General features: G+C 42.6%; 15 protein-coding genes. 6 read left to right on the top strand and 9 right to left on the bottom strand.

Annotation, left to right across the window (positions count from 1 at the left end; genetic code table 11):
• Positions 1–56: 56 nt before the first annotated feature.
• From OU793_RS22765 to OU793_RS22755, 3 genes are all read right to left on the bottom strand, one after another.
• Positions 57–272, bottom strand: coding sequence for a hypothetical protein (locus tag OU793_RS22765; RefSeq protein ID WP_031428064.1), 216 nt, complete (start codon positions 270–272; stop codon positions 57–59).
• A 548-nt stretch (positions 273–820) separates the two neighbouring features.
• Positions 821–1,315 (bottom strand): hypothetical protein, encoded by a 495-nt coding sequence (locus OU793_RS22760; protein WP_031428066.1) that lies wholly within the window; start codon positions 1,313–1,315, stop codon positions 821–823.
• Between the two features lie 415 nt (positions 1,316–1,730).
• Entirely contained in the window at positions 1,731–1,889 is a 159-nt protein-coding gene (locus OU793_RS22755) for a hypothetical protein (RefSeq protein WP_235191550.1), read from the bottom strand.
• A gap of 653 nt (positions 1,890–2,542) precedes the next feature.
• Here OU793_RS22755 and OU793_RS22750 point away from each other — a divergent pair.
• Entirely contained in the window at positions 2,543–3,145 is a 603-nt protein-coding gene (locus OU793_RS22750) for a DUF2913 family protein (RefSeq protein ID WP_031428068.1), read from the top strand.
• A 35-nt stretch (positions 3,146–3,180) separates the two neighbouring features.
• Here the strand turns inward: OU793_RS22750 and radC are convergent, their stop codons facing one another.
• Positions 3,181–3,669: a DNA repair protein RadC gene (gene radC / locus OU793_RS22745; RefSeq protein WP_031428070.1), complete on the bottom strand. Its 489-nt coding sequence runs from the start codon at positions 3,667–3,669 to the stop codon at positions 3,181–3,183.
• Positions 3,670–4,518: 849 nt separating this feature from the next.
• Between radC and OU793_RS22740 the strand changes: the two genes are divergently transcribed.
• Complete coding sequence (locus OU793_RS22740) at positions 4,519–5,799, top strand: SgrR family transcriptional regulator (RefSeq protein WP_108653694.1); 1,281 nt, start codon at positions 4,519–4,521, stop codon at positions 5,797–5,799.
• Positions 5,800–5,865: 66 nt separating this feature from the next.
• Complete coding sequence (locus OU793_RS22735; protein WP_031428075.1) at positions 5,866–6,231, top strand: hypothetical protein; 366 nt, start codon at positions 5,866–5,868, stop codon at positions 6,229–6,231.
• Positions 6,232–6,574: 343 nt separating this feature from the next.
• On the opposite strand, the gene OU793_RS22730 is transcribed toward OU793_RS22735, so the two are convergent.
• The gene (locus OU793_RS22730) at positions 6,575–7,513 is read right to left on the bottom strand and encodes a DMT family transporter (protein ID WP_031428077.1); all 939 of its coding nucleotides are present in this window, start codon (positions 7,511–7,513) and stop codon (positions 6,575–6,577) included.
• A gap of 103 nt (positions 7,514–7,616) precedes the next feature.
• Between OU793_RS22730 and OU793_RS22725 the strand changes: the two genes are divergently transcribed.
• Positions 7,617–8,498: a LysR family transcriptional regulator gene (locus OU793_RS22725; RefSeq protein WP_108653693.1), complete on the top strand. Its 882-nt coding sequence runs from the start codon at positions 7,617–7,619 to the stop codon at positions 8,496–8,498.
• A 203-nt stretch (positions 8,499–8,701) separates the two neighbouring features.
• Here the strand turns inward: OU793_RS22725 and OU793_RS22720 are convergent, their stop codons facing one another.
• Positions 8,702–9,190 (bottom strand): DUF523 domain-containing protein, encoded by a 489-nt coding sequence (locus OU793_RS22720; RefSeq protein WP_108653692.1) that lies wholly within the window; start codon positions 9,188–9,190, stop codon positions 8,702–8,704.
• Positions 9,191–9,307: 117 nt separating this feature from the next.
• Complete coding sequence (locus OU793_RS22715; RefSeq protein WP_108653691.1) at positions 9,308–9,844, bottom strand: ClbS/DfsB family four-helix bundle protein; 537 nt, start codon at positions 9,842–9,844, stop codon at positions 9,308–9,310.
• A gap of 210 nt (positions 9,845–10,054) precedes the next feature.
• On the opposite strand from OU793_RS22715, the gene OU793_RS22705 reads away from it, so the two are divergent.
• Entirely contained in the window at positions 10,055–10,303 is a 249-nt protein-coding gene (locus tag OU793_RS22705) for a type II toxin-antitoxin system Phd/YefM family antitoxin (RefSeq protein ID WP_025611568.1), read from the top strand.
• A complete protein-coding gene (locus tag OU793_RS22700) occupies positions 10,293–10,583 on the top strand; it encodes a type II toxin-antitoxin system RelE/ParE family toxin (protein ID WP_108653690.1) in 291 nt (96 codons plus the stop codon). The genes OU793_RS22705 and OU793_RS22700 overlap by 11 nt, the downstream gene beginning before the upstream one ends.
• A 152-nt stretch (positions 10,584–10,735) precedes the next feature.
• On the opposite strand, the gene OU793_RS22695 is transcribed toward OU793_RS22700, so the two are convergent.
• Entirely contained in the window at positions 10,736–11,005 is a 270-nt protein-coding gene (locus tag OU793_RS22695; RefSeq protein WP_029865924.1) for a Txe/YoeB family addiction module toxin, read from the bottom strand.
• Positions 10,998–11,252, bottom strand: coding sequence for a type II toxin-antitoxin system Phd/YefM family antitoxin (locus OU793_RS22690; RefSeq protein ID WP_029865959.1), 255 nt, complete (start codon positions 11,250–11,252; stop codon positions 10,998–11,000). Before OU793_RS22690 ends, OU793_RS22695 begins: the two co-directional genes overlap by 8 nt.
• Positions 11,253–11,441: the final 189 nt, after the last annotated feature.

The raw sequence follows: 11,441 nt of genomic DNA, 5'->3' as shown, positions 1-11,441 counted from the left end.
ACAGTCGCTCAACTTTAGGAGGTTTGGTTTCTCGTCTGAATTACGCAACAAAGCCTCTAAAACGGCAAACGTTCGAAGCGATAGATGATTTGGAAGTGGTTCGATTCATCCACAACGAAGAAGTCTCGCAAGCGAGCTTTCACATCTTCGAAGTTGGTGTGAAGGAATTTGAAGTCTTGCATTTCGAAGCCTGCGTCATGGAGCTCGCGAGGTGAGATTGAGCTGCCTATTGCGACGTGAAAGTATTGTGATGCTGCATTGTGTTTAGCCATGTCGTTTCTCCTGTCAGTCGGTTTTCTCTGGGCCATCGCCTGACTGTCCATTCCTCAAACATGGTTCTTCTCTGCAGGGGCGCGCAGCGTTCATTTAACCCTTGCAGATAAGGTTCTGATTGAGGATGGTTAACAGGAAGTAGCGAAGGCACAAAGGAATCAGACAAGGGAAACAACTTGGCCAGGCGCATCAGGTTGATAAGGAGTGGGATCAGCGACCACCGTCACTGACATAGAGTTGAAGTGCATACATTCCAGCGCTCCTCTGGAGGTGAAAGCTCGCTTGCGTTCAGGATTGTGTGGCAGGAACTTAGAGCCACATCGAGCTCGCTCGATACCGTGGTTCAAGTTATCGACACGAGGCGTCAGCCGAAAAGCCTTGCCCGAAGGGTAACGCCCGAGTTTTGGAATGTTGGCCCCCACCCCGACTCAATATAGAATAAACCGACTCAAAAGCGATCACATATAGGTTGCCCAAAAATTAGCATTCAAACACGCAAAAGAGAGCAACCTTTATTGTTCTGACAGCAGCGGACCGCTTATGTCATTCACCCTTCTTTTTGCACAATGATCTCGACGCGGCGGTTATTATCAAAGGTGAATTGTTGAACTCCCTGCACTTTCAGATCAAAGATCGCGTTGTACTTGTATTCTTTCTCTTGGGGCTCGCCTGTATTCATACACAAGTTGAATTCGTCTTTTTGTGGCTCAATGTACGTAGATTCATCGATAACCGTCTCGACAAACGTCACTGTAGCGGCATGCACGTCAATCTGGTAGCCTACTCCTTGATAGAATTGCTTACCGGCCGATTTATTGATGGTTTTTGTCCCTTTTTTTTCACACGTTTTGATAAAGTATGGTATATGCGTTCCGTTGGAAAATCGGTTACCGTCTACCGTGAAACTTGAGTGTTTATACAAAAGATCATCGCCATTAAATAGTGCCACTTGGTACGCATATTGTTCCGGCAATGTGTCGGCTGATGTGGTTGGGCTTCCCAAGATAGAAAGCAAGGTCACTGCCACGAATTGTTTTTTCATATTAGATTACCTTCTGAATAATTCTCTCAATCAACACCTTACCACCACACTGTATATTCATCCAGCTTAATAATCTATATACTACTGGTACCGTTTCGCTTTGTCGGTTTCTCTTGGCCATCGTCTGACTGTCCATTCCTCAAACATGGTTCTTCTCTCAGCGTTCATTTAACCCTTGCAGATAAGGTTCTGATTGAGGATGGTTAACAGGAAGTAGCGAAAGCACAAGGGAAACAACTTGGCCAAGCGCATCAGGTTGATAAGGAGTGGGATTAGCGGCCACCGTCACTAGCTTTGAGTGGAAGTACATGTATTCCAGCTCACCATGGAAGCCAATTTCAAAGCCAAAGTGACAGAAGCATGTTGGCGAGCTGCGCTCACGCAGCTCTTAAGGGCGCATTACTCAGAGCTTGATTTAAGCCATAACGATTGCCCGTTCAAGGTAAGGAAACTTTGAGTTTTCTTTACTCTGAGGTGGCTCTGAATCACCAAAAATAGCTGCGATCCAATGACCATCAGTAGGATTAGGAAAAAGAACGTACTTGCGACCGTATAGCTCTTTATCTTCTTCCATTCATCCCAAATTGGATCTTCGAAGAAATCCTTGTTGTTTTTTATTAAGTATCCCCAATATTCAAGAGGGAGTACCAGAGTATCATCAAGATCTGTCACGATAGCTAAAGGTTTGTCTCCTTTTTTGATCAGACATTCTGTAAGCTAACAAACAACCTAGAGTTAAAAGGTGATTTTTATCGCACCTAAATTAATACATTGAATGAAATAAGAACTGACTTCTCCCCGCCCTCAGATCGGGCGAGGCTTTACGCGCTATTAGGTAACTCCTAATTTTTGGAAGTGATTGATCTGGGGTTCTCCGCAGGAACCGCCGACGTTTCCGTTACCCTAGTTTGAGGTCCGCAACTAACTCATCAAAGGGCTTGGTATACCTAAAACTCAGAGTGTTGTTTAAGAAGCGTTCAACATGGGACTACCATGTCTTCTCACCGAATTAAGCAACAAAGACTGTCTTATTTCAAAAGTACCGCTAGAAATAGTAAGTATTTTCGAGTCACGGATACTCGATACACCCAAAACAGAACCAAAATTTTGCATGCAAAATTCTTTCTTTCAAATGGCTACTTTGATTCCAAACCATTACGTGAACGATTGAAAATCAAGCAAATGACCTTATATAGACTCTGGGAATACACATTTTTCTGAGGCCGAATGTCAGATTTAAAAGACTTACACTACTACCGAACCTTTCATACACTGGTTTTACATGCCCTACTCCACCTTCTTTCCACCGTATCGATGAGTAATCGATATGTCCCCGCATCCAAACGTAACGACATACTCATCAAATATTTGAAGCCAAAGCTGAAAGACAAAGCCTTCTCACACCTTAAGAAAGACATTCGCTTAATGCTCAATATTGCTAAGTCGAAGCAAGGTAATTTGGAAAAAAGGTTGTATGAACTCCATGCTCTGGCCGATGAATGCAAACCAACGGATCTCAGCAAACTCATGGAGTTACTTGTTTACTTAAATGACGAAGTGAATATCGACTCTAAAGTTTACGAAGAAGGCCAAGAAACATTACCCAATGTTCTCTACATGCTGGAATCACACATTGATCACTGCTTTGATGACAACGAAATGCAGGTAGCGCCGGTGTCAATGTTCATCCAAAACCCAACCCCTAGCGAATTGATTCAAACAATTAATGAATTCAACAAACTAACGTGCGAAATGAAACAATGGGATAAGAACACCAACCATGTTCACTTGCTTCTTCATCCTATCGGCGTGAAAACAAATTTAGCCTGAACATCAAGTTCAGGCATTTAAACGGCCGAAGCCGTTTAAATCCATCCTCGTTCAGCGAAAGAGACTACCTCTTCGTGAGAGATGACAAAGTGGTCTAGGACTCGAACATCAACCAACGCTAACGCATCGGCAAGGCGGCGAGTAATTCGACGGTCATTTTGGCTAGGTTCGGCGACACCAGAGGGATGATTATGGTAAAAGATAACCGCAGCTGCATTGTGCATTAGAGCTTCTTTCACGACTTCTCGCGGGTATACACTCGCGGAATCGATAGTGCCGTTGAACATTTCGTCTGTAGCCCGAACTCGATGTTGATTATCTAAGAAAAGAACACCGAAGACTTCATGCTCTTTTGCTGCTAGGGAAGTTTGGCAATATGCCTTGACGAGGTCAGGTGATGTCAGAGCAGGTAATTCGTTGATGAAAAGTTTAGATTTGAGGATTTGAGCTGCATGGCCAAGTGTCTGTTTCTCTTCTGCAGAGAAAAGCGCGTTATTTAGATAAGTAAGATTTGATGCAGTCATAACGATGTCCTTTTTTGTCTATGTCGTTTTCGTCTGACTGTCCGGCCTACTGACACGGTTCTGGTTAGCAAGGGCGCGACGCGTTTATATACCCTTGCTAACAAGGTTCTGTTAGTAGACGGTTCAAAGGAAGATACGAAGAACGCAAGGATAAAAAAGGCGGCTCTGACGGCCACCCTTACAGTAGATAACAATGTTAAGGCTACAGCCCCCTAATCACGAGTCGAGGATCATTTCAAACTTTCCCGAATCAACTTTCATGATAATAAGCAGCCAGAACGTGCAACCACCATGTTCGAACAGCATTTATCCCTCAAATGCTTCTATTGCCTGACGAATTCTGCATTTCTTAGGGTTCCTATGACGCACGTTTCCAGACAACACTTGATTTATACGACGCTGCATTGTCTTATGAATTACACCTTGGTAAGAAACATTAAATACATGCCGCTTTAGCAAATCACTAACTCTAAGTTTGCTATCTTAGCAAGTTGGTAGTGATGTTACTTTTCAAACTGACGCTATAGCCATCATTCTACACGTGAATATTGAAATATAATTAAACATGTACGGCTCTTAAAAAGAGGCATTACAACTTTGCTCTCATTACCTACAAATGATCATTAGATAAACCATATTCAGCGCTCTTTCTACTGTACTAAGTCAAACAACCTATTTGCTATATCATCTTAACTTGTATAACCACTCTAAATTCAAATGTTCTATTTTTATTGACATTCACACCAAACACACGCTTCACTAAAAGTATCAACATCCAGTACAAAAAACGCGATTGAGTCAGGTGACGCGGACACCACTATCATTCAACTAACAAGAAGTAACCATGACATGTTAGAGAAATCGAGTTCACCTTTTATCAATCAGATCCACCTACAACGCCTTAAGCAACTGTGTATGCGATACCCTGTGAGTGAGCAGTGCGCGACGGACATACAGACTCTAGCTGAACAACTATCCTGTTCCGACCGCAACGTGACAAAGTTAATCAAGACACTCACTTCATTGGGTTGGTTATCCTGGGAGCCAGGTCTCGGTCGAGGACATAAATCAAAACTCACTATTAACGTAAGTTTCGAAACGGCATTGACTCGGGAGCTAGAAAACTATTGCTTCAAAGGCCAATTAAGTGAGGCTGCTCGGTATGCCGAGCAGTTTGGTTATTACGATGTTTTTCGCAACAACCTTCCAAAGTGGTTACATAGAGCTCAGGAAGCGCTCAAGGTTCAGAATCATCTTGCAATGCTGGCACCTTATTGCTTACCAGAGCTGCACCCTTTAAAAGCTATCCGTCCAATTTCACGGCCGTATATTGATGGGATATTCGACACTTTGCTGAGTTATGACAAAGCGTCTGATTCGGTGAAACCCAATTTAGCCCATTACTTTGAATTTCGAGGCGCCGAGTTGTGGTTAAGATTACGTGATGATGTCTATTTTCATAACGGGGAACACTTGTCACCTAACCATGTTGTTCAATGCTTAGAAGCATTAGTCTCTTACCCTCACTCAAAGCAACTTTTGTATCGTCATATACGGTCCGTTTATGCTGATGGCCGCTGGATTGTTCTACACATGGAATTTGCTGACCCTATGATTTTGAGGGTGTTAGCCGATACCCATGCTGCGATCTACTTAGAGAGTCGCGACAGCCAAATTCCTATTGGAACAGGAGTTTTTCAACTCGAAGTCGATCCCTCAATTTCTGGCTCTGAGGCTAACACCTCGCATACTCATTGGAGTTTGATCAAGAACCCTCATTACTTTGCCGTTAATGCTCTGATAGACAAGATTGAATGCTGGACCATTGACTCTACTTCAACGGACATCCACGCTCATATCACTCACCATGGCTATTCAACCACGATTCCTTCTGCTTCCGTCAATAAAACGCTGTCGATGGGATGTGAAGTGATGGAGTTCATCTACAAAGAAGACATGTTGTCCATGGATGAAAAAGCTTGGCTGATTCATCATGCAAGAGAGTTCTGTAATAACTCTTCTAACAACCATGCGCCGGTTGCTAACTGTGTTTCAGGGCTACATCAAGAGAGGATGGTTCATTTATATCACCCTACAATGACTCGGCCTGAGCGTGACATCAAAGTATGATGTGCGGATCTAAACCGGGCTCACTACTTAGAACTGATTGAGCGTTGGCGTCAACAAGGTGCAAATATGACGCTTCTGCCCTATCAAGACAGTGATTATGCTGATATTGCGATGGGAATTTACGCAGCTCAAGATGATTACGTCTTGAACTATTACAAGTGGTTTCTCTGTAGCGATGCCTTCGATGACTGTTTGTCACCAGAGCAACAAAAAACAATAATCTCGTTTGTCGACAGAGTGCTTAAAAACTCGTCAGATCTTAATCATCTAATAGATGAGCTGCACCGGTGTGAAGACTGGATGGTTCAGCAAGGCATATCGATTCCGCTGTGGAGAACTTCTACCGCTTATCATGTTTCAGAGACAATCAAAGGTGCGGATATCGACAGTATGGGGCTGATATCTTTTAAGAAGCTTTGGATTAAGGACTAGTCAAGTAAGTCCAAGAAACAAGTACCAACGACGATAAAGGTGGAACTCTACTCACTTAACTCATCGTTATTACTCCTCTTTGGTCACGGCACAATGGTGCTATTCGGGACTAAAGAGGAATTATAGATGTTTCCACATGATCATTTTTTATATCGATATAAAGCAAGAGCTGATCTCATTAACCCTGAGCAAACTGTTATTGTTGAATCAAGGGCCTCTAACCACTCAGCGTCACTGCCAATGTTTGTCATAGGGTTTCTTTTGGGCTCAATTGCAACAGTTCTTTTCTTTTAGTTCGACTACGTGGGCCAGTCTTTCAAAGACTGGCCTGTTTCTTGTCTCTTCAGGCTTTACCGCGCCAAACCCTAGTAATACTATCCCGGCTTACTTTTTGTCGGTTGCGCTTGCTCACGGTACATACAACAAACCCACACGAAATCATCGCTAGGGCGAACTTTTCACTGTCGGTGATGACGTGTCCAAACCAGAAACTTGCTAGGAATATTGAAACTAACGGAATAAGAGCTGGAAGCGTAGAGGAAACCGTTGCCCCTAAATAGTTGACTGCACGTGCGAAGGTAAAAACAACAACAATTGATGCTAATACGCTCTGAACAAAAGTTTGTGTTATCCATTGCTCAATAGGCAGAGCGGATAAATCAGAATGTGCAGAGCGTAGGTATACCGGTAAGTAGATAATACCGGAGATAACATTCATCATGAAAATCGTTGAAACAAGATTCACCTGCCACCTTTTCAGCAACAGAGCAAATAAAGCCCAAGCTAATCCAGCCAGTAAAAACAACGTCGCGCCTATACTACTTTGCAGTTCGGCGCCAAGAGGTCGGTTTATGAGTAAATACAGGCCGAAAACAATCACGCCGATGCCACCAATCTGAGCTTTATTGATTTTTTCACCCTGTGCCGACAAAAATGCCATAGTGATGATCATCGTAAAGGTCGGAACCATCACACTCGCATAAGACAAAGGCGTCAGTTGCATCCCTTTGTTGACCAACCAACCATACATTGGCCCTGCGAGTAGCGAAAACGCAGTAGCCCTCAACCAATTCGTTATCTGCATTACACCGCGCAAATTTATCAGCATGAGAGGAAGACAGATTATGCCTGCCACACAATAGCGAAGCATCGTCAGATCATTGGGTAAAAAGCCACTACTAAGAGCCTCATGCGTTGTGACATTTAATATCCCCCAACATCCAACAGTCAATGCGCCATACCCAAACCCTTTTATTAATTTTCTTTTTTCGAATGATTTCATGGATTCTTCTAAGTTATGTTTTTCGAAAGAGTAACCTAGATAATGGATAACAAATATTGATATATTCTTATCATTTAATGCCTAATAGTTAACAAAGAGTTGTATGGAACTTCGACAAATTAAGTATTTCCTTGCTGTTGCTAACTCTGGTGGAGTTACAAAAGCCGCTGATATTCTCAATGTCACTCAACCTGCTATTTCGCGCCAAATCCGTGAATTAGAAGAGGAGTTAGGGGTGCAACTTTTTGAACGTGTATCAAGAAAGCTCATCCTTACCGTTGCGGGGGAACACTTTAGAGAGCAGATGGATAAAGTCTCCTCAGACATAGAAAAAGCGACCCAAACCGTCAAAAAAGTTGCTTCAGGGGCAATCGGAAATCTTAGATTGGGTTCGGTAGAAACCGTATTATGGGAAGGGTTAGTGCCTAATCATTTAAGTCTGTTCAGAACTCAGAACCCAGATGTCAGGATTGAAATGATTACAGACAACACGACTGTACTTTTAAACCAGATGGAACATGGCAGTTTGGATTGTGCATTTGTGTACTTATTTAGGGAACTCGACAGTTCATATGGTGTTATTCAGCTGCGAAGTGATCCAATGGCGCTTGCGTACCCTGCTTCTTGGGAAAAGAAGTTTCATGACAACGTCTCTATTTCTAAACTGAACTCACTGCCTTTCATCCGCTTCCCCCAAGAGTCCTACCCTGCATTTTTTGAGTGGCAAGAGCAACAATTCCGAACTCTTGGTCTAAGCCCAAATGTACTTCATTGGGCGCATCATGAAAGTTCGATGCTTGCATTGGTTGCCGCGGAGCAAGGCATCGCTATCGTAAATAGCAAACATATTAATCGAGCATCCCCTCTAGTGAGGTTCATCACCTTAAGTGAGTTAGATCTGCAGTTACCGCTTTGCTTTGTTTGGAAAAACGAAAAAACAAGCCCCGTTGTAAAAAGGTTGTCTAATCAATTAGTAGATAGTTAAAGCCTTTAAGCCTCTGACATTACGTAATCTAATCCAAAAGAGAAATAGGTCTTTAACCAAACCTATTAGCAATAACAAAGAGTGGATCGCTTCCAAATCTGAAAGTAACGCCGGTAACGACTCTGAACAGAAGCGCGTTAGATTTTAAGGTCTAACGCGCTCGATATAGATTAGAAGAAGTATCTTGAAACCTTAAACGCTTATTAGCTATGTTTTTCCAATACCCCTCGGAGTTTAGCTATCGTATGCTGACTGTAGACTTTAATGCCATTGCGCTCTAGCAATGCAGTAGCTACCCCTGAGCCATCGATTTTAATCCCGTTGAATGTGCCATCATAAATTTTTGAACTGCCACAGGAAGGGCTGCCTTCTGCAAGAATCGCGTACTTTATTTGCTGGTTTTTGCAAAGTTCCAAAGCCTTCTCTGCCCCACTTACAAATTGTTTAGTAACATCGATGCCATCATTTCCAACAACGTTTGCCAAACCATCCAGCACATCAACTCCTTTACCAGTAATAATTTCAGCAGGTGCTCTAGGAATAGGTAAACCTGCTGATACTTCGGGGCAAAAGATCACTGGTTCTGTGTATGACTTTAACCAGAGTAACTCAGGCTCTGGGATTGATAAACAGCTCGCATTGTATCTAACGTTGTTTCCAACCAAACATGAACTAACGAGAACTTTTACCACAGGAACTCCTTTATATACGAGAAATAGCTAACGTCGTATTGAGGTGTGAGCGACGTTTGGCTATACCTGAGCGAAGTGAAAACGCCAAGCGTCGCGAATTATGTTAGTGCGTACTTTTTACGAATGCATTTTTGCATGAGCCCGGAGCTTTTTTAACGCCCAATCATAGTGACTTGGCATCGCAGATACACAGTAACTCCCTAGCGTTGTTGTGCCGGTCCAATTGAAATACTGTTTAGTGAAAAGTGCCTCATTAGTAAAACTTTTAGCTAACTCGAGCGACGCTTTATGACTTTCCTGTACCAATTGCTTTGCTAACGACAACTCTGTTTCTTGGTGCTTTTGCCAAAACTCAATGTTCATTTGACCGTATGTTTTCCAATTGTATGGTTCAGGAAGAAAACAGGCCTTCTGTCCCACCATGTTTGAATTAACCCATTTCAGTAACAACTGATGCCATTCGTACAGATGTATCAATACATCTCGAAGGTTTCGGTCACGAGCCCAATGTAATTCCTTTTTACCCTTGTCACTGGAAAAATCAAACTCAGTACTTAACACACTTTCAGGCATTGAATCGATATACCGAAGCAGCTTTGTAAAACTCTCATCAGCTTGATGCATTAACTCTTCCTTAGTCTTCGGTCTTGCCATAACAAAATCCGTTCCTCGTCTACAGATAAGCACTAACGCCTTGCTAAGGTGTGAGCAATGCAATACCTTAGCCTCCGCATAATACCTTAAACACACAAACCGACGCATAGTAAAAATGCCACGCGTTGCGAATCACTCTTAAGCAACTTGTTATACCGCTTGGTTGAGGCTAAAATGACCAACATAAAGACCACTTAAGAGACCGATTATATGACCACAAGAATTTTAGCCGATGTTGCTGCAAGCATTACTGAGTTGAAAGCTAATCCTATGAAAGTTGCAACTAGTGCTTACGGCGAACCTGTTGCTGTATTAAACCGAAATGAACCAGCATTTTATTGTGTACCTGCCGAAACGTATGAAATGATGATGGACAGACTCGAAGATCTTGAACTACTAGCTATCGCCAAAGAGCGTGAATCTGAAGAGAGCATTTCGGTAAATATTGATGACCTATAGACTCGACTTTAAAAAGAGCGCCCTCAAAGAGTGGAAAAAGCTTGGTTCTACTCTACAACAACAATTTAAGAAAAAGCTAATCGACCGCTTAGATAACCCACATGTTCCGGCTTCAAAACTTTCTGGAACTGACAACATGTATAAAATTAAGTTGCGTCAATCGGGCTACCGTCTCGTCTACAAAGTTGAAGACGACGTCATCATTGTAACCATCTTAGCAGTTGGAAAACACGAACGTAGCGATGTTTACCGTAAAGCCATGAAAAGGTTAGATGATTGACTGAGGTATACCGCCCTTCTAAGGTGTGAGCAACGCTATCACCTAACCTACTCTAACCACCGTAAACACAAAACCCAACGATGGAATGAAAAGCATCACACGTTGGGAATCACTCTTAAACAGTTTGTAGATGCCAGATCGCTGAACCTAATTTAGTAGTGGTAACGACACGAGATTATCGTTATGACCTGATCATCGACTGCGTAAACAAGCCTATTAGTATCATCAACACGACGGGACCAAAAACCAGATAAGTTCTCTTTCAATGGCTCAGGTTTACCGATACCCTCAAATGGAGAACGTTTAACATCATTGATAAGTTTATTGATACGCTTGAGTGTTTTTTTGTCTTGAGTTTGCCAATACAGGTAGTCGTCCCAAGCGTCATCAGTCCACGACAGTAAACGCTGACTACTACTCATCAATTAACTCTCGTGCTGTTGTTTTACCAGCACGGTACTGTGCTATAGAACGGTTTAAGTGTTCAGCGTTTTGAGGAGAGCGTAGTAAGTGCACTGTCTCCATAAGGCTATTGTAGTAATCTAAGGACATAACCACAGCATCTTCAGAATCACGACGTGTAATAACTGTTGTATCAGCGTCATTAACTACACCGTCCAAAACAGCTTTAAGAGCATTTCTAGCTTCAGTAAAAGATACGATTCTCATAGAACCTCCACATGTACATTTAATGGAACAAGTATAGTCCTCTCTACTCTACTTGTACAGTAAATTGAACATGCAATATTGATAAGGCAACTAACGCCCTGTTAAGGTGTGAGCAACACAATACCGATGCCTCCGCATACCACCTTAAACACAAAACGCAACGCATAGCAAAAATGCCAAGCGTTGCGA

The sequence above is a fragment of the Vibrio sp. VP6 genome, assembly GCF_028823755.1.
Taxonomy (GTDB): Bacteria; Pseudomonadota; Gammaproteobacteria; order Enterobacterales; family Vibrionaceae; genus Vibrio; species Vibrio parahaemolyticus.
The sequence above is the reverse complement of the archived record's forward strand: the minus strand, read 5'-3'. Positions and strand labels throughout refer to the sequence as shown.

Bases quoted from the DNA above. Each gene is read 5' to 3' on its own strand.
- OU793_RS22750 (WP_031428068.1), top strand. From the start codon at position 2,543: ATGTCAGATTTAAAAGACTTACACTACTACCGAACCTTTCATACACTG.
- OU793_RS22695 (WP_029865924.1), bottom strand. From the start codon at position 11,005: ATGAGTAGTAGTCAGCGTTTACTGTCGTGGACTGATGACGCTTGGGAC.
- OU793_RS22705 (WP_025611568.1), top strand. From the start codon at position 10,055: ATGACCACAAGAATTTTAGCCGATGTTGCTGCAAGCATTACTGAGTTG.
- OU793_RS22735 (WP_031428075.1), top strand. From the start codon at position 5,866: ATGACGCTTCTGCCCTATCAAGACAGTGATTATGCTGATATTGCGATG.
- radC (WP_031428070.1), bottom strand. From the start codon at position 3,669: ATGACTGCATCAAATCTTACTTATCTAAATAACGCGCTTTTCTCTGCA.
- OU793_RS22740 (WP_108653694.1), top strand. From the start codon at position 4,519: ATGTTAGAGAAATCGAGTTCACCTTTTATCAATCAGATCCACCTACAA.
- OU793_RS22755 (WP_235191550.1), bottom strand. From the start codon at position 1,889: ATGGAAGAAGATAAAGAGCTATACGGTCGCAAGTACGTTCTTTTTCCT.
- OU793_RS22725 (WP_108653693.1), top strand. From the start codon at position 7,617: ATGGAACTTCGACAAATTAAGTATTTCCTTGCTGTTGCTAACTCTGGT.
- OU793_RS22730 (WP_031428077.1), bottom strand. From the start codon at position 7,513: ATGAAATCATTCGAAAAAAGAAAATTAATAAAAGGGTTTGGGTATGGC.
- OU793_RS22690 (WP_029865959.1), bottom strand. From the start codon at position 11,252: ATGAGAATCGTATCTTTTACTGAAGCTAGAAATGCTCTTAAAGCTGTT.
- OU793_RS22715 (WP_108653691.1), bottom strand. From the start codon at position 9,844: ATGGCAAGACCGAAGACTAAGGAAGAGTTAATGCATCAAGCTGATGAG.
- OU793_RS22700 (WP_108653690.1), top strand. From the start codon at position 10,293: ATGACCTATAGACTCGACTTTAAAAAGAGCGCCCTCAAAGAGTGGAAA.
- OU793_RS22760 (WP_031428066.1), bottom strand. From the start codon at position 1,315: ATGAAAAAACAATTCGTGGCAGTGACCTTGCTTTCTATCTTGGGAAGC.
- OU793_RS22765 (WP_031428064.1), bottom strand. From the start codon at position 272: ATGGCTAAACACAATGCAGCATCACAATACTTTCACGTCGCAATAGGC.